This window comes from Streptomyces sp. ATCC 21386 (assembly GCF_018728545.1).
In the GTDB taxonomy this organism is placed as follows: Bacteria; Actinomycetota; Actinomycetes; order Streptomycetales; family Streptomycetaceae; genus Streptomyces.
The window spans coordinates 8,262,400-8,289,379 of sequence record NZ_JAAVVL010000001.1 but is presented as its reverse complement, the minus strand read 5'-3'; the positions used below and the strand labels follow the sequence as shown (position 1 = coordinate 8,289,379).

Sequence of the window (26,980 nt, the reverse complement as noted above, 5' to 3'; positions counted from 1 at the left end):
AGCTCCCACGCCGTACTGATCCCCGCGATCCCCGCCCCCACCACCGCCACGTCGACGACCAGGTCCCCGTCCAGTGCCGGGTACGCGCCCGCCTGCGGGGCGCTCTCGATCCAGTACGACTTCTGCTCCGGCTGCTTGTGCTGCATGACTCGGGGGTCCCTTCAGGTGGACGGCGGCTGGGTATGGCGCTGGTCGTCGGTGGCGGCCGCGGTGGACCGGCGGCGGTGGCTGGTGTCGCACCACGGGTAGATACGGCTGCGGCGGCAGGTGCACAGGGCCACGCAGAAGCGGTCGGACGACACGGTCGTCCCGTCCTCCAGCGTGACCTCGACCGGCCCTTCGACGAGAAGCGGACCGGGGCGACGCTGCAGGGTGACGCGGCGGCGTCCGGTGGGAACGTTCGACACGGATGATCACCAGCTCTTCCTTCTCGCGGACGACTCCAGGAGACCCGGCCGCCAGCCGCCAGCCGCCGGCCGCCAGCCGCCAGCCGCCAGCCGCCAGCCGCCAGCCGCCGACCGCCGACCTCGACCGCCGACCTCGACGGTCGACCGCCGTACCGTCGACCGTCGTGGCGTCGACGCGGCCCTCCGCCCCCGGGGGGTGGATCCGTCCTCCTCAGACCGGTGTACGGAGTGACGACCGGCCCGCTCGCCAGGCTCCGAGGAGACGGTCGGTCAGGGCGTCCTCCAGGTGGTTGGTGGCGTCGACGCCGAAGGCGACGTCGGCGTCCAGCTGTGGCTCCTCCTCCAGCAGCCCGGCGACGACCTCCCGCCGTACGACCTGCTCGTGCACGGCGTCGGCCTCGACGTGCTCGTCGTAGAAGTGCTCGGCGGCGGCGCCGGCCCCGGTCCGCCGCATGGCGCGGGCGAGCCGGCGGGAGCCGGGGGAGGAGGTGATCTCGACCGTCGCGAAGTGACCCACCAGGGCGCCGCGCAGGGCCCGGTGCAGGCCGAAGAGGGACATGAGGTTCACCAGGGCGAGCGCCTCGGCCCCGGCGGCGTCCACATAGCGGCCGTACGTCGGGTCGAGCCCGAGATCGGTCATGAGGTCGGCGAAGAGGCGCGCGTGCACCCGTTCCGCGCGGCCCCCGCCGAACTCGTCGAACTCGACGGCGGCCATGCCCGCCTTGGCCCGTCCCCACAGCCGGGGCAGCACCCAGGCGTGCGGGTCGGCCTCCTTGAGGTGGTACAGCGACCGCTGCGCCGCGTACTCGCGCACCTGCCACAGTTCGCCCTCGTCCTGGAGGAAGTCGCCGACCCCGCCGCCGTCGCCGCCCGCCGGTTCCACGAGCAGGTCGTCCAGGGCTTCCCGGGCACTCACGTGCCGGGTGGCCCGGTCGCGCAGGCTTTCGAGGAACGGCCACTCCAGGGCCGCCCGGCAGCGCAGCAAATCCGGGTCCCATTCGGGGTCGGCGTCGACGTCGGCGAAGCCCCGGTAGTGCAGTTCGTAGCAGAGGTAGAGGGCGAGCTGGAGGTCGTCGCCGAAGGGGTCGGCGCCGGCGATCTCCCGGCTCGGGGGCGGCGCCCCCTCACCCCGCAGGAACCGCGTGACGGCAGCCGAGACCGTCCCCCTGCTCTCCGGCAACACCGGCCCTGCCACCTGGGTCTCCATGCGCGCCGAGTACCCGTGAACCACGAGCTACTCACCGGCGACCAAGCGAAGGGGGCTCCCCGCACGGGGAGCCCCCTTCCACTGCCGTCAGCCGCGCCCACGCGTCGGCGTCAGACGCTCGCGCGTCGGCGTCAGACGCTCGCGCGTCGGCGCACAAGCCCACGCGGCGGCGGCGTGGCGAGCTCGCGCGCCGGCGTCAGATGCCGGTGCGTCGCGCCGGGCGCTGCGGCTCCCGCGTAGGCGCCTGCACGCGCTCCTGCGCCTTGCCCTTCATCTTCTTCGCCTCGCCGCGCGCCTGCTGCATCTTGCCCTCGGCCTGCTGCGCGCGATCGCCGGTGACCTTCCCGGTCATCTCCTTGGCCTTGCCCTTGATCTTGTCCATGCTGCCCTTGTCCTTGGCGGCCATGGTTACTCCTTGGTGGGGTGGTGTACTGCCTTGCCCGCCCAACGTACGGCGGACCGGTGACCCTCGCGCGTCGAACGGTCACGCTCCGTGAGGGAGTCGCGCCCTGAAGGGGCGCGGGCTGCCCTCCCCAGCTCATCCGGAGCGGCCCCCGATGGCCGGTTCCACGCCGTTCCGGTCCCCGTCGGTGTCATGTTCGGCCTTCGAACGGCGCTAGCATCACTCGCCCGAAGCCTTTGACGTCGTATGAGATAAGAGGGATTCACGGCGTGTATGTGGTGGAACTGCCCGTCGGCCCCGGCGGGGCGGATGTGGTCAAGGTCGAGATCCGTGAAGTTGACGAGGGAATCCAGCAGGTGGCCCGGCCGGGGCAGGTGGTGGCACGGGCGTCGCGGTCGCTCGGCGAGATGCTGGGCTCCGTACGGCCCGTGGCGGAGACGTTCGTCGAGAACTTCCGGGGACTCGCGCAGGCTCCGGACGAACTCACCCTGTCGTTCGGGGTGTCACTGACCGCCGAGGCCGACGCGTTGATCACCAGCACTTCGGCGACGGCCAACTTCTCGGTCTCCCTGGTGTGGCGGCGCACCCCGGCCGGTGAGGCGGCTCAGGCGTGAGCCCGCGGGGAGACGGCTTAGGCCCCCGGACGCTCGACGCCGCCGTCCTGCGTATCCGGGACGGGCGCGGCACACCCGTCGGGGCCGGCTTCCTGGTGACCGGTGAACTGGCCTTCACCTGCGCCCATGTGGTCACGGCCGCGCTCGGCACACCGAAGGGCGAGCGGCCCGGCCAGGACGCCCGGGTCGGCCTCGATCTGCCGCTGAGCGGCTCGCGGGAGTCGGTCACCGCGTCCGTCGAGGAGTGGTCCGGCGACCGGGACATCGCGGTACTCCGGCTGGACGAGCCGTTGCCCGACGCCGGGCCGGTACGGCTCGTCCGGGCGGACGAGGTGTGGCACCACCCGATACGGGCCTTCGGCTTCCCCGTCGGGCGGGAGCACGGGGTGTGGCACTCGGGGCGGCTGCTCGACCGGCAGGGCGGTGGCTGGATCCAGACCGAGATGACCTCCGCCAACGGCTACCGCGTCACGGGCGGGTTCAGCGGCGGTCCCGTCTGGGACGAGCACCTGGCGGGCGTGGTCGGGATGGTGGTGGCGGCCGAGTCCAAGGAGCCCGCCGCCGCCTACCTCATACCGGCCGACGAACTCCTCTCCGCCTGGCCCGAGTTGGCGCTGCCCGCCGTACCGGAGTCACCGTTCCGTCCTCTGGCGGCCTTCGACGAGACCGCCGCGCGGTTCTTCTTCGGCCGGGAGCGGGAGACCTCCGAAGTAGCCGAACTGGTGCGCGGGAACAAGGCGGTGGCGCTGGTCGGGCCTTCGGGCTCCGGCAAGTCCTCGCTGGCCATGGCGGGTGTGGTGCCCCTACTGCGCAGGGAGGGCTACGAGGCTGTCGTCCTGCGCCCGGCCTCCTCCCACGGCAGCCCGCCGGCCGCGCTCGCCGCCGCCCTGCTCCCGCTGCTCGAACCGGGCCTGTCCGAGGTGGACAGCCTGGAGAAGACCCAGAAACTGGCCGCCGTCCTACGGGGAGACTCCGGACCCGGCCTCCACTCCACCGTGACCAGCGTCCTCAACAGGACGGGCGCCCGGCGTCTGCTGCTGGTCGTCGACCAGTGCGAGGAAGCCCTCGCCGCACCGGCCGAGGAGGTCACGGCGCTGGCGGATCTCCTCGCCGTCGGCAGTCTGCCCGACACCGTACGCGTCCTCATCACCCTGCGCGCCGACTTCCTGGACCCGGTGCTGGCCACCCCCTCCCTGGGCCCGCTGGCCGGTCACCGCATCCACGCCCTCCGCCCGATGGACCACGACCAGCTGCGCGAAGTGATCACCCGGCCGGTCGCCGGGACCCCGCAGGTGTCGTACGAGAAGGGGCTGGACGACCGGATCCTCAGGGACACCGGTGACGCGCCGGGCGCCCTGCCCCTGCTCGTCATGGCCCTCGACCTGCTGTGGCGCGAGCAGACCGGGGACGGACGGCTGACCTACGAGGCGTACGAGCGGATCGGGGGAGTGACGGGCGCCCTGCGCAGGGAGGCGGACCGGGCCTGGACGGAGACCGTGGCCGACGCCGACGAGCCCGCCGCCCGGCGGCTGTTCACCCGCCTGGTGCAGGTGCCGGTGGCGGGCACCGGCGCGGTGGCCCGCCGACCGGCCGCGCGCGCCGAACTCGCCCCCGCCGAATGGGAGATCGCCCAGCGACTCGCCGCCACCCGGCTGCTGGTCACCGGCGGCGCGGAGACCGTCGAGCTGGCCCACGAGGCACTGATCACCGCCTGGCCGAAGCTGGCCGCCTGGGTGACCGAGGATCACGAGTTCCTCGCCTGGCGGGAGAACCTGCGACTCGATCTGAGCCGGTGGCGCGGCGCCGGTGAGCCCGTCGAACTGCTGCCCAGCGCCCTGGTCCTGGCCTCGGCCCAACGCTGGCTCACCGAGCGCGAGGCCGACCTCGGGGGTCCCGAACGGGAGTTCCTGGAGCGGGGCCGACGCCGTCGCAGGTCGGTCGCCCGGCGCCGTCGCGGTCTGTTCTCGACGATCGGACTGGTCTCGGTCCTGGCGCTCGTCCTCGGGGTGCTGTTCGACTACCAACGCGAGGTCAGCGAGGAGCGGCAGGCCGAAGCCAACTCCCGTGCGCTGGCGAGCACGTCGACCGACCAACGGCTCCAGGATCCGGCACTGGCGATCAAGCTGGCGCTCGCGGCGTACCGTACGTCTCCGACGGACGAGGCCAAGAACACCCTCCTCCGCTACTACGCCCAGTACGGCTCCGCCTCCCGGATCCTGTCCGGCTTCCTGGGCACGCTGGAGGACTTCCGGGCGAGCGAGGACGGGAACGTGATGCTGGCCCGCACCAGCATGGGCCGGGCCACGCTCTTCGTTCACGCGCTCGACGGGACGGTACGCACACAGCAGCTGAACGGGCCGCCGTACGCCATGTATCCGCTGGTCTCGGGGGACGGCAGCCGCGTCGGCTACGTCAGGGGAGGCGGCCTTGTCTGGTACGACGTACGGCCGGACGACGACTCACCGGCGGGCGAGCCCCAGCAGCTGGCCAGCACGGATCCGGAGATCACGAACGGGTTGAACGGGTTCTCCTTCGCCCAACTGTCCCGCGACGGTCGGCTGTTCGCGGCGGGAAGCGGGTCGAGCCTGGCCTGGTGGGATCTGGACCGTCGTGAGTTCGGCGGCCGGATCCAGCTGCCCCAGGCACGCGGTGGCCGGCTGCTGGGCGTGTGGTTCGGCCCGGACGACAACACGCTCATCGTGCTCGCCGGGATGACCGCCGACTACAACCAGCGGCTGATGCTCGTGGACCGCCGCACCGGCGCCGTACGCGTCCTCGCCAACGGCGCCGACGAGACCGTGGTCGCGGGAGACGGCGGTTCGGTGGTGACCTGCAAGGGGTTCCTGCAGGACGGCGACGAGTCGGACAGCGCCGTCTACACGGGGCTGCGGATGTCCGACGGAAGCGTGTTCGGACGGTACGTGGACAAGGAGAACTCCGCGTGCGACCCCGTCGCCCTCGGCCAGGGCGGCCGTCACCTCGTCATCGGACTCATCACCAAGACACTCGTCGACCTCCCACGGGCCAAGGCTCTGACGACTTTCCAGGAACCGCAGGAGAGCTCGGCGGGGCTGGTCTCGCACGCGCGCCTCGTGGGCGAGGGCTCGCGCCTGTCGCTGATCACCGCCGACAGCACGGGGATCTACGGCACCGAGACGTCCACCTCCCCGGCGGAGGACATGAAACTGGTCGAACTGACCCCTGACGGCCGAAGGACCGTCGGCGTCCCGGCCAACGGGGCGACGATCCAGCTCCGTACGGCGACCACCGACATGCGCGTACTCGCCCGGCAACCGCGTCTCGAGCCCTACTGGACGGGTGACGACCCGATCGCCTTCACCCGGGACGGCCGACTCCTTGCCCATCGTGAGGGCGTGAACAAGGTGGTGGTGCGGGACACGAAGTCGCTGCGACGGCTGTCGGTGATCACCACCGCCATGCCTCCCACCCCCGCGCGCGAGGGGACGAACCCGTACCTCGACTACTTCTTCGACCGCTCCGCCCGCCTTGTCACGGTCGCGGGAACGCTGATCCAGCGCTGGAACGGCAGAACGGGGCGCGCCGTCGACGACCACGACCTCGAAGCCCTCGGGAGCGTGGCCGCGAAACGGAACGACCCGGACTACGAGGGCGTCTTCGTCATCAGCCATCCCGACCCCGACCGGGTGACCGTCGTCGTCCGGGGCGACCCGTACGTCCGGGTCGTCGAGCTTCCGGGTGGACGACAGACAGCGCGCTACCGGACGGACCATGACGACCTCATGGGCGCCGCGTTCGACCCGAGTGGCCGCTACCTCACACTGCTGCGCCGGAGCCAGGTCGTCGAGTTGTGGCGTACCGACCCGCTGCGCAAGGAACTCGGCCCGCTCCCGGCCTTCGGCATCCCCGCCGTCATGAGCTACGTCGAGGGCACGGGGCGCTTCCTGATGGCCACCAACAACAGGATCCGCATCTACCGCGTCGGTGAGCGGGACTACGAGGTGTCGCTCGACCTCGGGGCCTACAGCGAGTCGAGTCACGATCCACCGGCCTACAAATTCACGCACGCATCCAGGGACGGCCAGACCCTGCTCTTCTACCAGGCCGGCTCCTCCCAGATCATCCGCCCCCTGTCACTGCGACCCGACAGCTGGGCCGAAGCGCTCTGCCGGGTCCTCGGCGACAGCGACCTCACCCCGGAGGAACGCGAGGGCCAGCCCGTACCCGTCCCGTTCGAGCCCGTGTGCCCGTGAGCGGCCGGCCCTCAGGGCTTGCGCCCCACCCCGCAGTACGCGTCGACGGCCGAGGCGGCGTAGGCCGGGTTCCTGTGGTCGGGGCGCCACTCGGGCACCCGGACGACGCCCGGGGCCACCAGGTCGAGGCCATCGAAGAACGCGGCGATTTCCCCGACGCTGCGTACGTAGTACGGCACCGCGCCGCTCGCGTTGTACGCCTCCGACGCGGCGATCATGCCCTCGCTGGTGGCGGTGCTGTCGCTGATCACCAGGTGGCTCCCCGACGGCAGGCCCGCCATCAGGCGGCTCACCAGGTCGCGTGCCTGGTCGTGGTCGGCGACATGGCCGAGGGTGTTGAGGATCATCAGGGCGACCGGCCGGGAGAGGTCGAGGGTGTCGGCCGCCGCTTCCAGAATGGTCTCGGGGGCGTACAGGTCGGCGTTCAGATAGACGGTCCGGCCCTCGGGGGTGCCGCTGAGCAGGGCGTCCGCGTGGGCCAGCACGATCGGGTCGTTGTCGACGTACACGATGCGGGCGTCGGGGGCGGCGCGCTGGGCGACCTCGTGGGTGTTGTCGGCGGTCGGCAGCCCGGTGCCGACGTCCAGGAACTGACGTACGCCCTGCTCGTCGGCCAGGTGGCGGACCGCACGTCCTAAGAAGTGCCGGCTCGTGACCGCCACGTCGACGAGACCGGGGAAGATCTCCTTGATGTGGTCCCCGATCTCCCGGTCGACCTCGTAGTAGTCCTTGCCGCCGACGAAGTAGTTCCAGAAGCGGGCCGAGTGCGGCTTGCTGGTGTCGATACGGGGGCGGGGCCGGGCACCCCTACCGGTGCCGGAGCCGGTGCCGGTGCCGGTTCCCGTTCCGGTTTCGGTCGAGGGGTCGTCGTTCACCACGGGATGCCTCCGGTGTTCCGATGTCTCGGTGCTGATGATCAGGCACCAACGTAGGTCAACTCGCCTTCTTCACGCCGAAGTTGAGAAGATCCACGCTCGTACACCGTAGGGTTTTGGCCATGTGGGACGCCTGGTTCGACCCGCCCGGTCCGGCCCGGCCCGGACAGTCCGCCCCCCACCCCTCACCGTGGCGATCCCACCCGGCGGCGGCTCCTCGCGCCCCATCGCGATCCGCCCGGCCCGGGCCCCCGCGTCCGACAGCGGCAACCGCACCGTCGTCAGCGCCGGCACCGCGTCGATGCTGAACGGCAGGTCGTCGAACCCGGCCACGGACACGTCGTCCGGAATCCGCAGCCCCGAGTCCCGCAGCGCCGCACACGCCCCCAGCGCCACGGTGTCGTTGGCGGCGACCACGGCCGTCAGCGAGGGGTCACGGCGCAACAGCTCCAGCGTCGCCTCGTACCCGGAGAGCCGGTCGTAGCGGCCGTACACGGTCCGTCTGGGATCGTCCTCGATCCCGGCGGCGGCCAGCGCCGCCCGGTGCCCCTCCAGCCGGTGCCGCGTCGTCGTCCGCTCCTCCGGCCCGGCGATGTACCCGAGCCGCCGGTGCCCCAGCCCGATCAGGTGCTCGGTCAGCAGCTGACCGCCGCCCCGGTTGTCGAAGGTGATCGCGATCGCCTCCGGCGTCGGCGGCCGCCCGCACAGCACCACCCGCGTCCCGGCCTCCGCCAGCTTCCGCAGCTTGTTGCCGACGGCGGTCAGATGCGCCGGGTCCTCGATGGCCCCGCCGGTCAGCACCACGGCCGCGGCCCGCTGCCGCTGCAGCAGCGTGAGGTAGGTCAGCTCGCGCTCCGGGGAGCCGCCCGTGTTGCACACCACACCCAGCCGTTCCCCGCCCGCGCGCCCGCCCGGCCCGCCGATCTCGGACTGGATGGCCGCGGCCATGATCCCGAAGAAGGGGTCGGCGATGTCGTTCACCAGGATGCCGACCAGGTCCGAGGTGGCGGCGGCGAGCGCGCTCGCGGGACCGTTGAGGACGTAGTCCAGCTCGTCGACGGCCTTCAGCACGCGCTCGCGCGTGGATGCGGCCACCGGGTAGTTCCCGTTGAGCACCCGGGAGACGGTCGCCGGCGACACCTGCGCACGGGCCGCCACGTCCGCCAGGGTCACAGTCATCGTTTTCTCGTCCTCCGGTGCGCGTCTCGTTCGGGCTGTCGGGGAACCATACGACCGCGATCGCCGTTCGCCCCCTCGAACAACTCGACCCCCTCGCGGTCTTGTCCAGACCGCTGCTCAGAGGCTAGCTTCTTATCGAATAGAAAGCGCTTGCTGTGACGCTCACCCTTTCGTCGGGCGTACGCGGCGCCCGACGCGTACGCACAAACGAACGCACACCAACGAAGGGACCGGTCGTGACACGCAAAACCGTTCGGATCGCCATGAACGGCGTGACGGGGCGCATGGGCTACCGCCAGCACCTCGTCCGCTCGATTCTCGCCATCCGCGAGCAGGGCGGTCTCGACCTCGGCGACGGCACCGTGCTGTGGCCGGAGCCGATCCTCGTCGGCCGCCGCGAGCACGCGCTCAAGGCGCTCGCCCAGCAGCACGGCCTGGACCCGGCGAACGTCTCCACCGACGTCGACGCGGTCCTCGCGGACCCGACCGTCGAGATCTACTTCGACGCCCAGGTCACCTCGGCCCGCGAGGAGGCGATCAAGAAGGCCATCGCAGCCGGCAAGCACATCTACACCGAGAAGCCGACCGCCACCGGTCTCGACGGCGCCCTGGAGCTGGCCCGGCTGGCGAACGCCGCCGGCATCAAGCACGGCGTCGTCCAGGACAAGCTGTTCCTGCCGGGCCTGCTGAAGCTCAAGCGCCTCATCGACGGCGGCTTCTTCGGCCGCATCCTCTCCGTCCGGGGCGAGTTCGGCTACTGGGTCTTCGAGGGGGACTGGCAGGAGGCCCAGCGCCCCTCCTGGAACTACCGCGCGGAGGACGGCGGCGGCATCGTCGTCGACATGTTCCCGCACTGGGAGTACGTCCTGCACGAGCTGTTCGGCCGCGTGAAGTCCGTGCAGGCGCTCACCGCCACGCACATCCCGCAGCGCTGGGACGAGCAGGACAAGCCGTACGACGCCACGGCCGACGACGCCGCGTACGGCATCTTCGAGCTGGACGGCGGCGCGATCGCCCAGATCAACTCCTCCTGGGCCGTCCGCGTCAACCGCGACGAGCTGGTGGAGTTCCAGGTCGACGGCACCGAGGGCTCGGCGGTGGCCGGCCTGCGCAACTGCCGCGTCCAGCACCGCTCCGCCACCCCCAAGCCGGTGTGGAACCCCGACATCCCCGCCACCTACTCCTTCCGCGACCAGTGGCAGGAGGTGCCGGACAACGCCGAGTTCGACAACGGATTCAAGGCGCAGTGGGAGCTGTTCTTCAAGCACGTCTACGCCGACGCGCCCTACCACTGGGACCTGCTGGCCGGCGCGCGCGGCGTCCAGCTCGCCGAACTGGGCCTGAAGTCCTCCGCCGAGGGCGTCCGCCTCGACGTACCGGAGATCCAGCTGTGACGAACGGAACCATCCGGCTGCCCGGCGCCGACGGGCAGCTGCGCACCTACACCCCGCGCACCGCGCCGCTGGTGGTGTCCGCGGGCACCCCCCTGACCTCCCGTACGGTCTTCTCGGCGGCGCACGTCGTCGCCGACCCCTTCGCCGACGTGTCCCCGGACTCGCCGGCCGCCGTCGACTGGGACGCCACCCTCGCCTTCCGCCGCCACCTGTGGTCGCACGGCCTGGGCGTCGCGGAGGCGATGGACACCGCGCAGCGCGGCATGGGCCTCGACTGGGCGGGCGCGGCGGAGCTGATCCGCCGCAGCGCCGCCGAGGCGAAGTCGGTCGGCGGCCTGATCGCCTGCGGTGTGGGCACCGACCAGCTCACTGACCCGGCGACCGCCTCCCTGCCGGACATCCGCAAGGCGTACGAGGAGCAGCTGGCGCTCGTCGAGGAGTCGGGCGCCCAGGCGATCCTGATGGCCTCGCGCGCGCTGGCCGCCGCCGCGCGGGGCCCCGAGGACTACCTGGAGGTCTACGGCCACCTGCTGCGCCAGGCTGCCGAGCCGGTCGTGCTGCACTGGCTCGGCCCCATGTTCGACCCGGCCCTCGACGGCTACTGGGGCTCGTCGGACCTGGACGCGGCGACGGAGACCTTCCTCGCCGTGATCGCCGCGCATCCCGACAAGGTCGACGGCATCAAGGTCTCCCTGCTGGACGCCCAGCGGGAGATCGACATCCGGCGTCGGCTCCCGCAGGGCGTCCGCTGCTACACGGGTGACGACTTCAACTATCCCGAGCTGATCGCCGGCGACGACAAGGGCTTCAGCCACGCGCTGCTCGGCATCTTCGACCCGCTGGGCCCGCTGGCGGCCCAGGCGGTCCGGGTCCTGGACACGGGTGACGTGAAGGGCTTCCGGGAGCTCCTGGACCCGACCGTCGAGTTGTCCCGCCACCTGTTCCAGACCCCCACCCGCTTCTACAAGACGGGTGTGGTCTTCCTGGCATGGCTGGCCGGCCACCAGTCGCACTTCACGATGGTCGGCGGCCTGCAGTCGGCCCGCTCCCTGCCGCACTTCGCGCGGGCGTACGAACTGGCCGACGACCTCGGCCTGTTCCCGGACCCGGCGCTGGCCCAGGCCCGTATGAAGAACCTCCTCTCGCTGTACGGAGTGGCCCAGTGAGCACCAGTACCGGTACGAGTACCGGACTTGAGCGTTTCTCCATCAACCAGATGACGGTCAAGCAGCTGTCGATCCCCGAACTGGTCTTCGGCTGCGGGGAGTTGGGCATCCCGGGCGTGGGACTCTGGCGCGAGCCGGTGGCCGAGCACGGCCTGGAGGCGACGGCCAAGCTGGTCCGCGACGCGGGCCTCGCGGTCACCACCCTCTGCCGCGGTGGCTTCTTCACGGCGATCGACCCGACCGAGCGGGCAGCGGCCCTGGCCGACAACCGCAAGGCGATCGACGAGGCGGCGACGCTCGGCACGGACACCCTGGTCCTGGTCTCGGGCGGCCTGCCGTCCGGCTCGAAGGATCTGCACGGCGCGCGGGAGCGCATCGCGGACGCCCTGTCGGAGCTGGGCCCGTACGCGGCCGCGAACGGCGTCCGCCTCGCCATCGAACCCCTCCACCCCATGTTCGCCTCGGACCGCTGCGTGGTGTCGACGCTCTCCCAGGCGCTGGACATCGCGGAACGCTTCCCGGCGGAGCAGGTGGGCGTGACCGTGGACACCTACCACATCTGGTGGGACGACACGGCCCCGGCCGCGATCGCCCGCGCGGGCGCCTCCGGCCGCATCCACACCTTCCAACTCGCCGACTGGATCACCCCGTTGCCCCAGGGCGTCCTGACCGGCCGGGGCCAGATCGGCGACGGCGCGATCGACATGCGCGAGTGGAAGGCGTACGTCGAGGCGGCCGGCTACACGGGCCCCATCGAGGTGGAGCTGTTCAATGACGAGCTGTGGGCGGGCGACGGCCGCGCGCTGCTCGCACAGACGGCCCAGCGGTTCGTGGAACACGCGGCCTGACACCCGGGCGGCGGGCCGGGTGGGAGGTCGGCGCCCGGCTCGCCGCCGACGGACGTGGGCGTATACGTCACGTATACTTGGCTCATGTCCGACGTCATGATCCGTGTGCCCGCCGAAGTCCGTGACCAGCTCGCCGCCGTGGCCGAGGCCCGGGGGACGAGCCTTCGTGCTCTCATGCAGGACATAGCGGCTCAGACACTGACACCCGAGCAGATCAAGGAGCGCGCCGATCGCACGCGGGCCGTGCTCGCCGAACGTTTCGGGCACGAGGTGTCCGAGGAGGAGTCGGCGGAGATGCGGCGCAAGATGCGGGAGGCCACGGCCGCCCACAGGGCCGCCCTCGCGCAGGTGGAGCTGTTGCCTTGAGCCAGATCGAGCACTATGTCCTCGACGCGCCCACTCTGGTGGCGCTGGGCGGTGACAAGCAGGTCTCCGGCCTCATCCACGCCGCGGCGGCGAGCGACGACGTCCGTCTGTGGGTGCCCGTCCTGTGTCTGCTGGAGGCCGAGCGCCGTCGTCCGGGCATGGTCGACCACGTGGGTGTCCTGGTGGACGTGCTGTCCGTGATCGACGACGACTACGCGATGGCCGTGACGGTCGCCGAACTGGGGCGAACAGGGGTCGCCCAGGACGCCTCGGCCGCCGTTCACGCCGCGAGGCCGAACCAGATGATTCCGACGGGGGCGTTGATCGCCACCGTGGAACCGCGTGCCTACGACGGACTCGGCGTCGGGGTCATGGACCTGAGACGCTGACCGGCGGAGCGGGGGCCGGATACGTAATTTCGGCCCACCGCCCGGGTGAGACCTGTCTGACCTCGACCTGCTTGCCGCAGAGCGGCTTGAGGTCGTCGAGGTCGGAGGTGAGGACCGTGGTCGGCGGCTGCGCCGCGCGAGCGGTGGCGGCGACGATCGCGTCCAAGGCGTACTTGTGGCCGCCGGTCCTGCCGCTGTCCCTCATCCGGGCCACGGCCTCCCTGGCGGTGTCCTTGGTGACCGGCTCCACCACGAGTCGGGAGAGTGCCCAGGCGAGGCGGGCGGCGTGTGCTCCTTGAGGATCGGCCTCCACGATCGTGGCCGCGCTGGTGATGACCCTGACGTCCCGCTTGCGAGCGACGGCGAGCCTGGCGGTCATGGTGCGATCGCCACGCAGGTACAGGGACAGGGCTTCACTGCCGAGTACCCAGGTGCCGCTCACGCCACCGCCTGGTCGCCGCGGCCGCTGCCGAACATCTCGCGCTCGGCCGCGTCGATCTCCTCCTGGGTGAGAGGTCCGTGCAGCTCCTCGTTCGCGGCGATGAGTTCGTCGAGCTGGTCCCGCTCGATCTGCCGCTGGATCGCGGCCTCCACGTAGGCGGAGATGCCGCGCTTGCCGACGCGTGAACGGAGGGCCGCGATGGTGCCCTCATGTACGGAAACCGAGACGGACTTGGTCGGGCCCTCGCCGGGCCCGTAGGCAGGTTCACTCACCCACCCAATCTAGCAAAAGTTCTATTAGAACGTGCTGTCGTCGAAAGGGGGCGGCGTCGGTTCCGGGTCGTGCGAGTTCTGCCGGATCACCGCAACCGGCATATCGCCCCCGAGGAACCCCCGGTACACCCTCTACGGTGGCCCGCATGACCGACGACAGCTTCTGGACCCTCCCGCCCGACCGCGTGGTGCGCGGATCCATGGGCCACTGCGACATCACCGTCCTGCTCCCGCCGTTCGACGTGGACGCGCGCACGCTGCCCGTCAACGACCCTGTCCGGGCAGCCGAGTTCGCCGCGTCCCTCGGCGCCGTCGACGAGGTGGTGGAGGAGATCGGGCCCCGGCCCGTCATCGAAGTGCCGCCCTATACGGACACCCGGGCCGACCTGGACATCGTCCACGCCGGCGCGTGGGGCCACGTCCTCGGCTTCAGCGGCCCGGCGCTGGCCGACAACGGCAACGACACCCCCGTCCTGAGCGAGGCCCGCCGCCTGCGTGAGCGCCATCCCGACGCCCGTATCGTCGGCCGCGCCCACTTCCACGGCGGCGCGGACCACACCGAGGACCTCGTCTGGCTGCCGGACGGGGCCTTGTTCCACGCCACCGGCTGGCCCGGGGACGATCCGTTCGAGGTGACGGGCGACCCGGCCGTGATCGCCGCCGCCCTCGGCATCCCCGTCGAGGCGCTGGAGGAACTCGGCCTGGACGAGGAGGACCCGGCCGACATCGAATGGTCCGCCTTCGCCGCCCTGGCCCTGGGCAAGGCCGACCCCTGGGGCAAGAAGCACCTGGGGATCACGGCCTTCCGCGTACGGCACAGCGAGTCCGCCACGTCCAGGATGGAAGAGCTGTACTTCGTCGACGGCTAGGGCCCCGTGAGGGTCTTGTGTGACAGCTGTGGTGCCCGGTGTATTCGCTCGGTGCACCGGGCCGACGGCCCTGACTAGGCACCTCTCGCCGGACGGAACCGTCCGGTGAAGTCAACTCCCCACCTTTCACACACAATTGATGCTCCGCTGACAACATCATCAACGCCGTCAACGCCAACAAACCCCTGATTACGCCGACTTCGGGTCCTATCGTGAGCCCCGGCGCGTACACGTCACGGGGGCCTCGCGCGCCACCCACACCCCCTCAGTGCCCCCCACAACGAGGGAAGACGTCATCCTTAATCGAGCTCTCCAGATGCCCAGACGGTGGCGGCTCACTGCGCGTTTCACGGCCGCCGCGGGTCTGGCCGCCGCCGTCACCCTGACCGGCCTGCCCGGCATACCCGTCGACACCGCCTCCGCCGGTCCGGCGGTGTCGGCCAAACTCAAGCCCGGCTGGGACAAGCGCGACCGCCGCTGCGACGTCCGCAACAAGCTGCCCGCCGCCGGCAGGACTCCGGCGAACTCCGGCTTCCCCAACAGCCCGCTCGGCAACTTCCACAAGGCCGACGACCTGCCCAGGAACTACGAGTTCGACCTTCCTGGTCTGGCGTACGACGGACTTCAGGCCCCCACGGCGGCCGAGGAGAAGAAGGCCCTCTCCCAGGTTCCGGGGGACACGGAGAAGAACGTCACTGCCTGGCGAAAGATCGCCGACGCCTCCGGCAAGCCCGCCGACCGGGCGATGGAGATCTACGCCCGCTGGCTGAACACCGGCAAGAAGCGGCCCTTCAAGACGTGGTTCGACAAGGTCTACATCCGCAACCAGACCAACGTGAACAAGGGCGCCGGGTTCGAGCGCCAGCTCGTGCGGGACTACAAGCTCGTCGGCCCCGACTGGTTGTGCGAGGTCTACGTCGAGCTCTTCGACGCCGAGGGCAACAAGGTCGGCGAGCGCCGCTACGACGCCTACAACAAGCGCACCAAGGAGTTCAACGAGTTCAAGTCGAACTCCAAGCCGAGGGCGGACCAGATCGCCAAGGACCGGGTCGTCGCCCGCTCCATGCCGGACCACACCTTCCGCTTCACCGGCGCGAAGAAGTTCACCACCGGCCAGCAGGGGCTGGTCGACGACTTCAACCGCGAACTCGAACGCGAGCGGGGCAAGCCCAACCAGGTGCGCGGCAACCAGCGCATCTACAACCCGGTCGGTAGGACCACTCCCATCAAGGGGTACTCCGACCACCAGCGCTGGTTCGCCCCCGGCTGCCAGACAGGCGGCGGCGCGCAGACCATGGCCGCCGCCGCCAACAGCTGCGGCACCCGGGGCCCGGCCAACCAGCGGGCCCTGGAATCAGGCCGCACACCCGCGGAGGCCAAGCAGATCCAGGCCGAGGCCCGCCGCCTCGACACCCGCGGCACCCTCCCCAGGGGAGGCCCCGGCGGCATCGACTTCACCAGCCTCGAACTGCGCTACGTCGGCGGCCTGGGCAAGGGCAAGGGCATGCAGTACAGCATGCGTGCCGACCAGATGCCCGACCCGGACACCAACCCCGGCTGGGGCGGCGAGGCCAAGATGCAGCTCGCCTCCGACGCCATGTTCACCTGGCTCGCGCTGACGCCGGACAAGTTCTGGGTGAACCTCAACCCGGACGAGCCCGACCGCGTCATGGACTCCAAGTTCGCCTCCACCGACGCCGGGCGCATCCTGCTCGAAGCCGACCTTCAGATGAAGCACGACTTCTACAAGGCCATGGACCCCAAGACCGACCTCGGCAGGCGGTACTGGGCGGCCCTGCCCAAGCAGAACGGCAACCCGTGCATGCCGGGCCTGCGCAACTGGATCGAGCCCAAGCCCGCGCAGGTGCGCGAGCAGGACGGCGGCATCTACATCCTCGACGCCCCCCTCGCCCTGAAGTCGACCGCGCAGGAGACCGTCACCGAGGGGCCGGGCGAGCCGATCTGCGACCCGAACGACGCCGAGATCGCCGCCGCCCAGGCGGTCATCGACTCGATGATCGTCCCCGAGGTCGAGAAGCAGATCAACACGGCCCCGCAGTACGCCGACCTGCGCCGTGTCTACACCTCACGGGTCGCCGCCGAGTACATCCGGCAGCAGGACGCGAAGAACCCGACCGACTTCCGGTCGATCATCAACAGCGACGACGTCAAGGCGTGGCCGCTGCGCGAGCCCCACCAGAACTGGGACAAGGACGAGCTGTTCCGCAAGTACCGGAAGATCTACACCGAGGGCGAGTTCACGTACGACGTGGACACCGCGCAGGGCGTCCGGGTCTACATCGTCGGCGGCGTGGACTTCTCCAAGCAGCCCAAGCGGAACATCACCCGCACGCAGTTCAACGTCGAGAACCGGGACCTCGACAACACCACCGTCAACTCCCGCAAGTCCGACGACACGTCCTACCGGGACACCGACACGCTCTACTTCGGTGGCGGCAAGGTGACCGACTCCGATGGTGGCGGTGACACCCCCAAGCCGCCGACGCCCACGCCGACGCCGTCGGACGACGGTACGGGCAAGCCCGACCCGACCCCGAGCGACAACCCCACGGACGGAGCGGACGAGCCGACCCCGGGTGCCCCCGGCGACAAGCCGAAGCCTCCGGGCGGCGACCTCGCCGACACCGGCTCTGACACCCCGGTGGGCCTCTTCGCGGCACTCGCGGCAGCGCTGGCCGCCGTGGGCGGCGGGCTGGTGTGGTGGATGCGCCGGCGCGGGATCAGCCCCGGGAGGCGTACGGGATGAACTCGGCCCAAGCGCCGGAGGAGAGGATGAGCTGAGGCCCGTCCGCGTTCTTCGAATCGCGGACGTGGATGGCAGAGGGGGCGGCGGCTACTTCGACACAGTCGCCGTCCCCGCCGCTGCTGTAGCTGGACTTGAACCAGGCAACCTCGACGCAGTCGCCGCTCCCGCTGCTGCTGTAGCTGCTCTTGAACCAGGCCAGCTGGGTCTCGCTCATAGGTCCCCTCGCATCCGCTGCAACAGGCCCACAGAGTCCGGGATAGTGAGAGCCTGTGAGCGCATCCTGGCATATCGCCCCTGGAGCACACTGACCACTTTCCGGTCGGCGAGCAGCTGGCCGCTCTCGGGGGCCTCCGTGTAAGCGAACCACTTGTTCTCTGAGGTCTCCAGCAGTTGCATGGGACCGTGTAGCCCGGCATGGGATTCGCGCACCAGTGGCATCACCTGGATTTCGACGTTCCTTAGTTCGGAGACGTCCAACAGGTGATCGATGAGCTCTCGTGTGGTCGCAGCTCCACCCGTGCGACGCAGCAGCAGTTGCTCCTCGACGATGAAGCTGAACGCGGTGTTCGGGCGTTCTCGTAGCAGCCGTTGCCGCTCGGAGCGTGCCGCCCACTGGGCCTCGATCTGGTCGTCCTTCAAGGGCGGCAACTCGTCGTGGAACAGCTGCCGCGCATAAGCCTCCGTCTGCAACAGCCCCGGGACCAACCGGCACTCGTACGTATAGAGCGTGATCGCCCCCGCTTCCAACTTGGCCCACTTCCTGAACCAAGCCGCCAACCCCGGCTGGCGCCCCAGATGCCGAGCCGCCCTGATCAGCGCACCCGTATTCCCCAGCGCCCGGTCGACCCCCTCCACGAACGCCGCGTCCGGCATCCTCCTCCCCAGCTCCACCGACGCCACCATGTGCTTGCTGTAGCCGATGGTCTCGGCCAACTCCTCCCGGCTCAGCCCCGCGTGCTCGCGTAACGCCTGGACCATCGCCCCGAAAGTCCGCAGGCTGTCGGACGACTCCGGCTCGCCGCCCCCGCCGATCCCCACCACGCCGCCGCTGTCGGCCACCATCGGCCACCTCCCGCGCACCCGCCCACCGGACCACACCGTTCAACGCTCATGATTACGACACGTAACCAGTACCGTCCAGTGCGTAACCGCGTACGCTCGCGCAGCGTACGCGGCGCGGAGCTGGCGAACGGGCGTCGTCGCAGGTCACATTGGCGGCATGACCGCACCGCCCGCCGCTCGACAGCTCGCCACCGTGCACGCGTTCACCCAGCGGTTCAGCTCGACACCGTTGGGGGCCCGCCTCGCGAGACAGCTCGCCCTCATCCAACTGCACGCGTGGGGCATCCCGCACGGCTCCGACGCCTCCGACAGGACGGCGGTCGTGGTCGCGGAGCTGGCGGCCAACGCGGTGACGCACGGCCGGGTCCCGGGCCGGGACTTCGAGTTGCGTCTCTCGCTCCCCACCGGCTCCCTCCGCATCGAGGTCACCGACACCCGCGCCGAACGGCTGCCGCCGGGCCCGGGTGGCGTGGTCCCGGCCCGGCCACTCGACGAACGCGGCCGTGGCCTTGCCCTCGTGGAGGCCGTGGTCGACCGCTGGGAGGTGCTGCATCGGAACCCGCCCGGCAAGACAGTACTGGCCGAAATCGATCTGCCTCGCTGGCTGTCCGTGGTCAGGCGCATCCCGGGATGAGCCGCGTCAGAACCACGTCGCCGGCGAAGGCCGCCCCGGTGCTACTGAGGTCTCCTTCCGAGGGATACCCGACCCAGCACGCCTAGTCCTCCAGCGAAACAGAGCCCGGCCAATGCGACACCGACCAGGTCTCCTGGCGCGAGCCCGAGGACGGCCCACGTGCGCGGGGTGCGGTAGGCGTCGTAGCCGACGAGGGTGACCACCACGACCCATCCGGCGGCTGCCAGCATTCCTACGCCACTGCCCCAGAGCGCACGGACACAGAGCGTCAGTCCGATGAGGAACAGTGTGTTGCGTCCGGACGCCAAAGCCACCGGCGCGTCTCGAAGTGCAGCCGCCAGGGCGCTGGCACCGACCGCCGTGGCCCCGGTGACCGCGGTCAGGTGCCGGTCGTAGGTGGCGATGTGTCGAGCCGCGGTGATCTCCGCAGCCCGTGCGCCGCCGTCGAGAGACAGCAGCAGTCCCGCACAGACCGCGAGCGGGACGAACAGCAGTAGCGGAACTGTGGTGGTCCCGGTACCGCTCAACGAAGGCAGCCCTACAAGACGCCCGCCGACTGCTGTGCAAAGCGCTGTGAACACCAGGAGTCCAACCGCCAGGGCGAGGGGGCGGCGGGCCTTCACCCACAAGGTCATCGGACGATCGCCTGCGTTTCCGGCGAAGGCTCACAGTGCTTCAGTAGGCTCAGGTTCCGCTGATACCAGTCCAGTTGCTTCTGTGACGACAGAGAACGGACCTTGGCCAGCGCGGGCACCGCGTCAGGGCCGTAGTGCTCGGTGACCACGTCGTCGGGCACGCCCCCCGTCAGCAGGAGCCAGACCCGAAGGGGGCGAGGATCACCCACGTAGGCGTCCGTGTGGGCCAGGCAGTCCGGAAGGTCGGGCAGGGCGGCCTCGGCGATTTCGGCCTGGGCGTCGTCCTCCGTCAGATACGGATTCACATAGACACGCCATGTGCCCGGAGCCGCGCGCTCCGCAGTCGAGGTGCTACTCAGCCGCTCCGGGACGGAGATGCCCGCATCGGCGAGCCGGGGAAGCACTGCCGTCGAAGCCTCTGCCAACTCAGGTACCACGGAGGCGAGTTCTCTCGGGACGCAGATCTCGGGCTTCTGTCCGGCACATGCGGGCTTGTCCGTGCGGGCGAGGGCCGGCGCGGACGGCCCCCAGCCGGCGACCAGATGGTGACTGAAGAATCCTCCGAGCCCGACGCAGAGCACACCGGCCAGCGCTGCGACGACTCGGGCTCTTCCGTTGGCGACGGCCACGAGGAGCCCTGCGGCCGCGACTCCCGCAGCGAGAATGAGCGGAGCGATGACCGAGTCCGGATTGATCCGGTCGGTCACCGGCAGGCCGGTCTCCAGATGACCGGTGAGGTGTCGCACCCACATCGTGTCGAAGGTGGGCGGCAGCGTCATCCACAGGTAGTCCAGCACCAGAATCAGCGCCGGAGCCAGCAGTCTGGGCAGCATGCTTCCCACGGCGAAGCCGAGCAGCATGTGCGCGATGAGGACACCTGTGATCATCGCGATCACCGGCGTCGAGGGCCAGTCGAGGGCCGATCCCATGGAGACGCGTACGACGAGAAGCGACCAGACCACCGCGGCCAGCCCCAAGAGGGCGACCGGAGCCAGGGCTTGTGCGATCACCGCCGTCTGTGCTCGGGCGACCCCCAGTTGGGCAACCTTTGCCCGCTTCAGCCGTCCCGCTTCCCACGCGGCGCACGCCGCGCAGACCGGCGCGATGGCGAACAGGCAGTACGCCGGGATGGCACTCGCGGACTCCCAGTAGGCAGGGACGACTCGCATGCCCAGATCATCCGACATGTACCAGACAAGCAGGAGCAGCAGCCCGGCGGCCCAAGGCACGGACGATGAGCGCAGCATGGTCTTCATCAGCATGCGGAGACTCCACCCACGACGGCGTCGTACGCGCTCTCGGCCCGGCGGCCGGGCGCCGCGTCGACCGAGGCGTGTGCCAGGAACTGCTCGACGGGTCCGCAGAACCTGATCACTCCCGCGTTCAGGACCACGACGTTGTCGTAGATCTCGTCGAGATCCGCGACATCATGGGTGGACAGCACCACGGACACGTCCTGCGGCAGCCCGCCGAGCACCTCATGGAAAACCCGGCGCTGTCGAGGATCCATGCCGGCGGTCGGCTCGTCGAGCAGGAGCACCTCCGCACCGTGCACGAGTGACTGTGCCACTCCGACCCGGCGCATCTGCCCGCCGGACAGTTCGGATACCTTCCGGTCCTGATGATCCTGCATCTCGACCCGGCGTAGCGCTTCAACTGCGCGTACCCATGCCCCGGAGCGCGACAGCCCCTTGAGCCAACCGACGTAGGCCACCTGCTCGCGCGCGGTCAACCCGGGTACGCAGTCGATCTGTTGCGGCATCCAGGCGACCTTCTGGCGGTACGCCTTGAGATCTCTCCCGTGCCGCGGCACGAGATCTCCGAGACGCACCGCACCCGATCCGGGTCGCAAGGCCGTTGCGGCAAGACCAAGAACAGTGCTCTTACCCGCACCGTTGGGGCCGAGGAACACAGTCCGCCCCGTGGGAAAGTCGAAGCTGAGGTCCTTGAGTACCGTCCTGTTCCGACGGTACGCGAAGCTGCACCCCTCAAAGCGGACCGACGCTGCGCTCATAGTGTGTTTCCTTGCAGGGGAGTTGAGGGAGGGGACGGGCCCCGGTGACGTCCACTCGGGGCCCGCCGCACATGCTTGATCAGTACCAGACGTCAACGTCCCTGACGTTCAGACGGCCCTGGTAGTCGACTCCGTCGATTTTGATGATCGCGAAGCGATACTCGTCGCCACCGCCACGTTGCTCGCCCCAATTCCCCCTGGAGACATGGTTGCTGCTGTCGAAGCACGCGGTGAAGGTCTTGCGTCCACGGTTCTCGTCCGGCAGCGGGCCAGACTTGTACTTGGTGAGCTGCACCTCGGTGCTGTTGCTCGCACCCAGTGTCGAGCAGCCGGTGAACTGGATCACGGTGTCCGCGTCATAGTTGTTGTGCTTGGTCCACCAGCGGGACTGGAACCCCGGGGCGGCACCGCCGATGCTGCTGTCGAAGTAGCCTTCCGCGAGGGCTGTCGGCGCCATGGTGAGCACCAGTGATGCCACGCACGACGTGACTACGGCAGCCTTCTGTATTCTGCTTGCTGAACGCACAGGCTCACTCCCGGTGAGGCAGAACGTGTTCACGGGAGGACCTAGGACCCCCCGTAGGTGCCCTCGGGTCCGTTCCCGAGTGGCACCCATTCCCCCCATTGGTCCAGATGGGAGGAAAAGTCGTCGTGTACAGCGGAGTCCACGCTGTACACGACGATCTTGAGCTGATCCTAGGTCGCAGATGTTTTTGATTTCAACTGTTATGTTCAGCGAATTCGATGAGAAGTCGCGGATCTGGGGCGGCTCATCTCGCCGATTCGCCTCTCCACCGCTGAGCTCACGCGTCGTCAGGCGCTGACTGTCACGTGGCGACCGTCAGCAAGTCCCGCTGTTCCTGCGGCAGTTCGACCCGGTCCGCGTACAGCAGCGCGTGCCCGGGGTCGAAGACCAGGGCCACCTCGCCCGCCAGGCCGCCGTTGGCGCTGAGTACCTGGACGACCTGGGCGCCGAGGCGGACGTCGTACTCGTAGCGGGAGCCGACGTAGGAGCTGGTGATGACCTGGGTGTCGAGGCGGTTCATGCCCGCCGGGGTCTCCGCCGAGGCCACGACCTCCAGGCGCTCGGGGCGGACCGCGACCGTGACCGAGTCGCCCGTCGGGACGCGCCGCTCGCTGTCGACCCGTACGACCTCCCCGCCGGCGTCGAGGAGCACGGTGTGCCGGGTGCCGTCGACGCTCACGACCTTGCCGGTGAGGAAGTTGCAGCGGCCGACGAAGGCGGCCACCGCCGGCGCCGCGGGCTTCTCGTAGATCTCGTGCGGCGTGCCGATCTGGATCATGTTGCCGCCCTCCATCACGGCGATCCGGTCGCTGAGGGCGAGCGCCTCGTCCTGGTCGTGGGTGACGTAGACGGTGGTGATGCCCAGCTCCTCCTGGAGCCGCTTCAGCCAGGCGCGGGCCTGCTCACGGAGTTTCGCGTCCAGGTTGGAGAGGGGCTCGTCGAGGAGCAGGACCGTCGGGGAGTACACCAACGCCCGTGCCAGGGCGACGCGTTGCTGCTGGCCGCCGGAGAGCTGGTGGGGGTAGCGGCCGCTGAGCGCGGCGAGGCCCACCTTGTCGAGGGCGTCGTGGATCAGCGTCCTCTGCTTCTCCTTGGGCACCTTGCGGATGTTGAGGGGCAGGGCCAGGTTCTTCGCGATGGTCATGTGCGGCCACAGCGCGTACGACTGGAAGACCATGCCGAGGTTGCGCTCCTCGGGCGGCAGGAAGACCCCCGCGGCGGCGTCCACGAACGGCCGGCCGCCGACCGCGATCGAGCCCTCCGTCGGCTGCTCCAGGCCCGCTATGCAGTTCAGCGTCGTCGACTTGCCGCAGCCGCTCGCGCCAAGGAGGGTGAAGAACTCACCGTCCCTGATGGTGAAGGTGACGTCCCGCAGGACGGAGTTGTCGCCGAACGTCTTGGCGAGGTTCTTGACGGTCACCTCAGGCATGGTGCTTTCCCTTCATGAGCAGTCCAGCGAGTGCGACGAAGACCGCGGTGATGCCGATCTGGAGGGTGGCCAGCGCGGCGACGGATCCGGCCCTGCCCTGAGTCCAGAGACTGAGCATGGTGGTGCCGAGGATGTTGTTGTCGGCCGAGGAGAGGAAGACGGCCGGGGAGTACTCCTTGAGCATGATCACGAAGGTGAGGATCAGCGCGCCCGCGAACGCCGGTGTGATCAGGGCCCGCAGGACGCGGAAGAACGTCATCAGCCAGTCGGCGCCGGAGACGCGGGCGGCGTTGTCGAGTTCACCGCCGATCTGCATGATCGCCGGGGCTACCGAGCCGAACGCGCTGGGCAGCGCCCGCATGCCGAAGGCGATGATGACGGCGTAGATCGTGCCCTGGAGGACCGATCCCATCCCGAAGGGCGCCAGCGCGAAGGCCCAGAAGAAGCCGATACCGATGATGATGCCGGGCAGGGACTGCGGGATCAGGGCCAGGTACTCCACCGCACGGCCGAAGCGGAACGTCGAGCGCCGGGCCACCATCACCGCGAACACGGCCAGGGCGGAGACGACGACCGAGCCGACACCGGCCACGATCATGCTGTTGTAGAGCGACTGCACGTAGTTGTCGGAGTCGAAGACGATCTCGTAGTTCTTCGTCGTCACCGTCCGGAACGGGGACTGGAGCGGGGTGAAGACGAGTGTGAAGGACCGCATCACCAGGCCGGCGATCGGCACGAGGGCGCCCACGATCACGTAGAACCAGATGCACGCGATGCTGACCCACTTCAGCCAGCCCAGGTCCAGCTTGCGCGGCCGGGTGACCTTGCCGCGCACGGACACGAACCGGGCCGCGTCCTTCAGCAGCTTCGCCTGCACGGCGACCAGGCTCAGGGTGACCACGAGGATCACGGTCGAGGCGGCGCCCAGCATGGTGTAGTCGGGGTCCACGGACTGAAGTCCGTTGTGGTAGAGGAAAGTCGAGAAGACGTCGATGCTGACCGGCTGGCCGTACAGCAGCGGCACGCTCAGCGTCTCGATGGAGACGGAGAAGACGAGGATCGCCGAGTAGACGATCGGGGGCCGCAGCAGCGGCACGATCACCTGGGCGAGGATCCGGAAGGGCCCGGCCCCGCAGACCTGCGCGGCCGATTCGAGCGAGGCGTCGGACTGCCTGAGCGCGTTGGCGCAGAAGACGTACGCGATCGGGGCGAGCGCCACGGCCTCCGTGAGCGCCATACCGGGGATCGAGTACAGGTTCCACGGCACCGAGCCGAAGAGCTGCTGAACCTTGACGCTGACGAAGCCCGCCGGGCCGTACATGATGATCCAGCCGAAGCCGAGGATCAGCGACGAGATGAAGAACGGCCACTGCATGGCGAGGGCGATCAGCCGCCCGCCCGGCAGCTTCGTGCGGACCACCACGATCGCCATCGGGATGGCGATCGCCAGGCTGAGGACCGTCGTCAGCGACGCGAACAGCAGGGTGTTCAGGGCGACTTCGCCGAAGCCGGCCTTGGTGAAGAGGTCGGTGTAGCCGCTGAGGGTGAACGCCCCGCCCGCCTCGTAGAGCGGGCGGTTGCGGATGCTCTGGTAGAGGGTCGGGACGATCGGGGCCAGCACCAGCACGGCGAGGAACGCCAGGACCGCGTACTGGACGACCGTGTCCCGTCCGATGCCGAAGGGGCGGCGGTAGCGCGGGGGTTGGAACGTGTCCGTGGGTGACTCGTCCGCCGGTGTGCGGGGAGGCTGGGTGAGGGTTGACATCTGAGCTGACTCCGATCGTCCTTGAAAGCTGCCTGCCTACGGAGTCCGTCTACTTACGGAGTCCGTCGAAGCGCTCCAGCCAGGCCGCGGAGTCGTCCTTGGAGACCTGCTCGTACTTGACGTGGATGATGTTCTCCTCGCCGACGGCGTCCACGACCTCCTGGTAGGTGTGCAGGCCCTCGCCCTTCACGCCGTCGCGGTACGAGGCCAGACCGCCCTCGGCGACCGCGCGCTGACCCTCCTCGGAGAGGGCGAAGTCCATGAAGAGCTTCGAGGTGGCCGGGTGCGGCGCCTCGGCGGCGATGCCCATGCCGCGCGGCAGGACGACCGTGCCGTCCTTCGGGAAGACGATCTTCACCAGGCCCGCGCTGTCCTCGACGACCGGGTAGGCGGGGGAGGCGCTGATCAGGAAGCCGGCCGTGTACTCACCGGCGACGATCTTCTCCAGCTGGGTGCCGGAGGACGTCTCCGGGCGGGTCAGCGGAAGGATCTTCTCCAGGTCCTTCCACGCCTCCGGGTTGCCCTCGGTGAGCGCCCGCGTGACGGTGAAGCCGAACGAGCCCTCCGGGTCGCGGACCGTCACCTTGTCCTTGTACTTGGCCTCGTCCCCCGTCACGATCTCGGCGAAGTCCGTGAGGGTGGTCGGCGGGGTCTCCATCAGCGAGGTGTTGTACGCGATCGTCATCGGGTCCTGCGACAGCGAGTACACGCTCGGCAGCAGCTCGGCGTCCGCGCCCAGCTCCTTCAGCTCCGGCGACTTGTACGTGAGGACCGTGTCCTTGCGGGCCGAGAAGTCCGACCACGCGGTGGCCGCGCTGGAGATCAGCACGTCCGCCGGGGAGGAACCGGCCGCGTTCTCCGACAGGGTCTTCTGGAACAGCTCGTCGCTGTCCAGCTCGTTGACGGAGACGGTCTTGATGAAGTCGTACTTCTTCTTGAAGTCCCGGACGATCGGCGCCATGTTCTCGTCGCCGAGGTTGGAGTAGACGGTGAGTTTGCCGCCCTCCTTCTCCGCGGCCGCGATCAGGTCGGCGTAGTCCGCCGGGTAGTAGTCCGGCACCTTGCCCGCCGAGATCTTGTTCTCCGCCACCTTCGGCGCGTCGGTCTCACCACCGCCGCAGGCGGCCAGGGTGCCGAGGGCGAGCGTCGCGGCGCACGCGGTGACGACGATGCGTCGAGTGCTGGTCTGGCTGGATCTGGCCATGGTTCTCCTCCTGGCGCGTGCCGTGTGGCAGCTGTTGCCGGGAGGTTAGGGACCCAGGTCAGGCCGGTAAATCCTTCACCCGTCAGAGCTCTTACTGCTCGTATTGGTCGTTGAGTTAGTGACGCGAGTCACCCTCGCTGAGCGGGGGTGACTGGCCGAGAACGATCGCCCTTGAGGTGTGCCGTGAGCTGCTGGAGCCGCTCCCAGGCCCCGGGGTCCGTCCCGTCCCCGAGGGGGTAGTGCAGGGCCTGTCTCTTATACCCATCTGACGCTGCCGACGA

General features: G+C 69.7%; 25 protein-coding genes and 1 pseudogene. 10 read left to right on the top strand and 16 right to left on the bottom strand.

What is annotated here, in order from left to right; genetic code table 11:
- Nucleotides 1–161: 161 nt before the first annotated feature.
- The 3 genes from GWK25_RS35530 to GWK25_RS35520 form a co-directional block, all read right to left on the bottom strand.
- Nucleotides 162–407 (bottom strand): CDGSH iron-sulfur domain-containing protein, encoded by a 246-nt coding sequence (locus GWK25_RS35530; protein WP_215455603.1) that lies wholly within the window; start codon nucleotides 405–407, stop codon nucleotides 162–164.
- A 211-nt stretch (nucleotides 408–618) separates the two neighbouring features.
- Nucleotides 619–1,614, bottom strand: a complete 996-nt coding sequence (locus GWK25_RS35525) for an iron-containing redox enzyme family protein (RefSeq protein WP_215455602.1) — start codon at nucleotides 1,612–1,614, stop codon at nucleotides 619–621.
- A gap of 196 nt (nucleotides 1,615–1,810) precedes the next feature.
- Nucleotides 1,811–2,020, bottom strand: a complete 210-nt coding sequence (locus GWK25_RS35520) for a CsbD family protein (RefSeq protein ID WP_215455601.1) — start codon at nucleotides 2,018–2,020, stop codon at nucleotides 1,811–1,813.
- Nucleotides 2,021–2,286: 266 nt separating this feature from the next.
- On the opposite strand from GWK25_RS35520, the gene GWK25_RS35515 reads away from it, so the two are divergent.
- Together GWK25_RS35515 and GWK25_RS35510 are read left to right on the top strand one after the other, a co-directional pair.
- Nucleotides 2,287–2,631 carry a CU044_2847 family protein gene (locus GWK25_RS35515; RefSeq protein ID WP_308404396.1) on the top strand — a complete coding sequence of 115 codons (345 nt, stop codon included), beginning with the start codon at nucleotides 2,287–2,289 and terminating at the stop codon, nucleotides 2,629–2,631.
- Complete coding sequence (locus tag GWK25_RS35510; protein WP_215455600.1) at nucleotides 2,628–6,863, top strand: trypsin-like peptidase domain-containing protein; 4,236 nt, start codon at nucleotides 2,628–2,630, stop codon at nucleotides 6,861–6,863. Before GWK25_RS35515 ends, GWK25_RS35510 begins: the two co-directional genes overlap by 4 nt.
- Nucleotides 6,864–6,874: 11 nt before the next feature.
- On the opposite strand, the gene GWK25_RS35505 is transcribed toward GWK25_RS35510, so the two are convergent.
- Nucleotides 6,875–7,648, bottom strand: coding sequence for an SAM-dependent methyltransferase (locus tag GWK25_RS35505; RefSeq protein ID WP_308010822.1), 774 nt, complete (start codon nucleotides 7,646–7,648; stop codon nucleotides 6,875–6,877).
- A gap of 162 nt (nucleotides 7,649–7,810) precedes the next feature.
- The gene (locus GWK25_RS35500; protein WP_251829188.1) at nucleotides 7,811–8,917 is read right to left on the bottom strand and encodes a LacI family DNA-binding transcriptional regulator; all 1,107 of its coding nucleotides are present in this window, start codon (nucleotides 8,915–8,917) and stop codon (nucleotides 7,811–7,813) included.
- Between the two features lie 236 nt (nucleotides 8,918–9,153).
- On the opposite strand from GWK25_RS35500, the gene GWK25_RS35495 reads away from it, so the two are divergent.
- From GWK25_RS35495 to GWK25_RS35475, 5 genes are all read left to right on the top strand, one after another.
- Nucleotides 9,154–10,311 carry a Gfo/Idh/MocA family protein gene (locus GWK25_RS35495; RefSeq protein WP_215455599.1) on the top strand — a complete coding sequence of 386 codons (1,158 nt, stop codon included), beginning with the start codon at nucleotides 9,154–9,156 and terminating at the stop codon, nucleotides 10,309–10,311.
- On the top strand, nucleotides 10,308–11,477 hold the full coding sequence (locus GWK25_RS35490; protein ID WP_215455598.1) for a dihydrodipicolinate synthase family protein: 1,170 nt from the start codon (nucleotides 10,308–10,310) through the stop codon (nucleotides 11,475–11,477). Before GWK25_RS35495 ends, GWK25_RS35490 begins: the two co-directional genes overlap by 4 nt.
- Nucleotides 11,478–11,527: 50 nt before the next feature.
- Nucleotides 11,528–12,325, top strand: a complete 798-nt coding sequence (locus GWK25_RS35485) for a sugar phosphate isomerase/epimerase (RefSeq protein ID WP_215457830.1) — start codon at nucleotides 11,528–11,530, stop codon at nucleotides 12,323–12,325.
- 84 nt (nucleotides 12,326–12,409) lie between these two features.
- On the top strand, nucleotides 12,410–12,691 hold the full coding sequence (locus GWK25_RS35480) for an Arc family DNA-binding protein (protein WP_215455597.1): 282 nt from the start codon (nucleotides 12,410–12,412) through the stop codon (nucleotides 12,689–12,691).
- On the top strand, nucleotides 12,688–13,080 hold the full coding sequence (locus tag GWK25_RS35475) for a hypothetical protein (protein WP_215455596.1): 393 nt from the start codon (nucleotides 12,688–12,690) through the stop codon (nucleotides 13,078–13,080). Before GWK25_RS35480 ends, GWK25_RS35475 begins: the two co-directional genes overlap by 4 nt.
- A 52-nt stretch (nucleotides 13,081–13,132) precedes the next feature.
- Here the strand turns inward: GWK25_RS35475 and GWK25_RS35470 are convergent.
- Nucleotides 13,133–13,522 (bottom strand): annotated as a pseudogene (locus GWK25_RS35470) (DNA-binding protein); the annotation flags it as partial.
- Nucleotides 13,519–13,794 carry a hypothetical protein gene (locus GWK25_RS35465; RefSeq protein ID WP_215455595.1) on the bottom strand — a complete coding sequence of 92 codons (276 nt, stop codon included), beginning with the start codon at nucleotides 13,792–13,794 and terminating at the stop codon, nucleotides 13,519–13,521. The pseudogene GWK25_RS35470 and the gene GWK25_RS35465, both read right to left, overlap by 4 nt.
- A 146-nt stretch (nucleotides 13,795–13,940) precedes the next feature.
- On the opposite strand from GWK25_RS35465, the gene GWK25_RS35460 reads away from it, so the two are divergent.
- Both GWK25_RS35460 and GWK25_RS35455 read left to right on the top strand, forming a co-directional pair.
- Nucleotides 13,941–14,663, top strand: coding sequence for a DUF6333 family protein (locus tag GWK25_RS35460; protein WP_251829187.1), 723 nt, complete (start codon nucleotides 13,941–13,943; stop codon nucleotides 14,661–14,663).
- A gap of 316 nt (nucleotides 14,664–14,979) precedes the next feature.
- Nucleotides 14,980–17,430: a hypothetical protein gene (locus GWK25_RS35455; RefSeq protein ID WP_215455593.1), complete on the top strand. Its 2,451-nt coding sequence runs from the start codon at nucleotides 14,980–14,982 to the stop codon at nucleotides 17,428–17,430.
- Here the strand turns inward: GWK25_RS35455 and GWK25_RS35450 are convergent.
- Both GWK25_RS35450 and GWK25_RS35445 read right to left on the bottom strand, forming a co-directional pair.
- Nucleotides 17,405–17,644, bottom strand: coding sequence for a DUF397 domain-containing protein (locus GWK25_RS35450; protein WP_215455592.1), 240 nt, complete (start codon nucleotides 17,642–17,644; stop codon nucleotides 17,405–17,407). The genes GWK25_RS35455 and GWK25_RS35450 overlap by 26 nt on opposite strands.
- A complete protein-coding gene (locus tag GWK25_RS35445; RefSeq protein WP_215455591.1) occupies nucleotides 17,641–18,492 on the bottom strand; it encodes a helix-turn-helix transcriptional regulator in 852 nt (283 codons plus the stop codon). The genes GWK25_RS35450 and GWK25_RS35445 overlap by 4 nt, the downstream gene beginning before the upstream one ends.
- Before the next feature lie 157 nt (nucleotides 18,493–18,649).
- Here GWK25_RS35445 and GWK25_RS35440 point away from each other — a divergent pair, with 157 nt between their 5' ends.
- On the top strand, nucleotides 18,650–19,126 hold the full coding sequence (locus GWK25_RS35440; protein ID WP_215455590.1) for an ATP-binding protein: 477 nt from the start codon (nucleotides 18,650–18,652) through the stop codon (nucleotides 19,124–19,126).
- Nucleotides 19,127–19,167: 41 nt separating this feature from the next.
- Here the strand turns inward: GWK25_RS35440 and GWK25_RS35435 are convergent, their stop codons facing one another.
- The 7 genes from GWK25_RS35435 to GWK25_RS35405 form a co-directional block, all read right to left on the bottom strand.
- The gene (locus tag GWK25_RS35435) at nucleotides 19,168–19,653 is read right to left on the bottom strand and encodes a hypothetical protein (RefSeq protein WP_215455589.1); all 486 of its coding nucleotides are present in this window, start codon (nucleotides 19,651–19,653) and stop codon (nucleotides 19,168–19,170) included.
- 104 nt (nucleotides 19,654–19,757) lie between these two features.
- Nucleotides 19,758–21,023: a hypothetical protein gene (locus GWK25_RS35430; RefSeq protein ID WP_215455588.1), complete on the bottom strand. Its 1,266-nt coding sequence runs from the start codon at nucleotides 21,021–21,023 to the stop codon at nucleotides 19,758–19,760.
- A complete protein-coding gene (locus GWK25_RS35425) occupies nucleotides 21,017–21,775 on the bottom strand; it encodes an ABC transporter ATP-binding protein (RefSeq protein WP_215455587.1) in 759 nt (252 codons plus the stop codon). Before GWK25_RS35425 ends, GWK25_RS35430 begins: the two co-directional genes overlap by 7 nt.
- Before the next feature lie 79 nt (nucleotides 21,776–21,854).
- Complete coding sequence (locus tag GWK25_RS35420; protein ID WP_215455586.1) at nucleotides 21,855–22,253, bottom strand: hypothetical protein; 399 nt, start codon at nucleotides 22,251–22,253, stop codon at nucleotides 21,855–21,857.
- Nucleotides 22,254–22,602: 349 nt separating this feature from the next.
- Nucleotides 22,603–23,730, bottom strand: coding sequence for an ABC transporter ATP-binding protein (locus tag GWK25_RS35415; protein ID WP_215455585.1), 1,128 nt, complete (start codon nucleotides 23,728–23,730; stop codon nucleotides 22,603–22,605).
- Nucleotides 23,723–25,495 carry an iron ABC transporter permease gene (locus GWK25_RS35410; protein WP_215455584.1) on the bottom strand — a complete coding sequence of 591 codons (1,773 nt, stop codon included), beginning with the start codon at nucleotides 25,493–25,495 and terminating at the stop codon, nucleotides 23,723–23,725. The genes GWK25_RS35415 and GWK25_RS35410 overlap by 8 nt, the downstream gene beginning before the upstream one ends.
- Nucleotides 25,496–25,544: 49 nt before the next feature.
- Nucleotides 25,545–26,699 carry an ABC transporter substrate-binding protein gene (locus GWK25_RS35405; RefSeq protein ID WP_215455583.1) on the bottom strand — a complete coding sequence of 385 codons (1,155 nt, stop codon included), beginning with the start codon at nucleotides 26,697–26,699 and terminating at the stop codon, nucleotides 25,545–25,547.
- Between the last annotated feature and the right edge of the window lie 281 nt (nucleotides 26,700–26,980).

Bases quoted from the DNA above. Each gene is read 5' to 3' on its own strand.
- GWK25_RS35440 (WP_215455590.1), top strand. From the start codon at position 18,650: ATGACCGCACCGCCCGCCGCTCGACAGCTCGCCACCGTGCACGCGTTC.
- GWK25_RS35480 (WP_215455597.1), top strand. From the start codon at position 12,410: ATGTCCGACGTCATGATCCGTGTGCCCGCCGAAGTCCGTGACCAGCTC.
- GWK25_RS35520 (WP_215455601.1), bottom strand. From the start codon at position 2,020: ATGGCCGCCAAGGACAAGGGCAGCATGGACAAGATCAAGGGCAAGGCC.
- GWK25_RS35415 (WP_215455585.1), bottom strand. From the start codon at position 23,730: ATGCCTGAGGTGACCGTCAAGAACCTCGCCAAGACGTTCGGCGACAAC.
- GWK25_RS35445 (WP_215455591.1), bottom strand. From the start codon at position 18,492: ATGGTGGCCGACAGCGGCGGCGTGGTGGGGATCGGCGGGGGCGGCGAG.
- GWK25_RS35455 (WP_215455593.1), top strand. From the start codon at position 14,980: ATGCCCAGACGGTGGCGGCTCACTGCGCGTTTCACGGCCGCCGCGGGT.
- GWK25_RS35405 (WP_215455583.1), bottom strand. From the start codon at position 26,699: ATGGCCAGATCCAGCCAGACCAGCACTCGACGCATCGTCGTCACCGCG.
- GWK25_RS35500 (WP_251829188.1), bottom strand. From the start codon at position 8,917: ATGACTGTGACCCTGGCGGACGTGGCGGCCCGTGCGCAGGTGTCGCCG.
- GWK25_RS35450 (WP_215455592.1), bottom strand. From the start codon at position 17,644: ATGAGCGAGACCCAGCTGGCCTGGTTCAAGAGCAGCTACAGCAGCAGC.
- GWK25_RS35485 (WP_215457830.1), top strand. From the start codon at position 11,528: ATGACGGTCAAGCAGCTGTCGATCCCCGAACTGGTCTTCGGCTGCGGG.
- GWK25_RS35430 (WP_215455588.1), bottom strand. From the start codon at position 21,023: ATGCTGATGAAGACCATGCTGCGCTCATCGTCCGTGCCTTGGGCCGCC.
- GWK25_RS35410 (WP_215455584.1), bottom strand. From the start codon at position 25,495: ATGTCAACCCTCACCCAGCCTCCCCGCACACCGGCGGACGAGTCACCC.
- GWK25_RS35525 (WP_215455602.1), bottom strand. From the start codon at position 1,614: ATGGAGACCCAGGTGGCAGGGCCGGTGTTGCCGGAGAGCAGGGGGACG.
- GWK25_RS35425 (WP_215455587.1), bottom strand. From the start codon at position 21,775: ATGAGCGCAGCGTCGGTCCGCTTTGAGGGGTGCAGCTTCGCGTACCGT.
- GWK25_RS35460 (WP_251829187.1), top strand. From the start codon at position 13,941: ATGACCGACGACAGCTTCTGGACCCTCCCGCCCGACCGCGTGGTGCGC.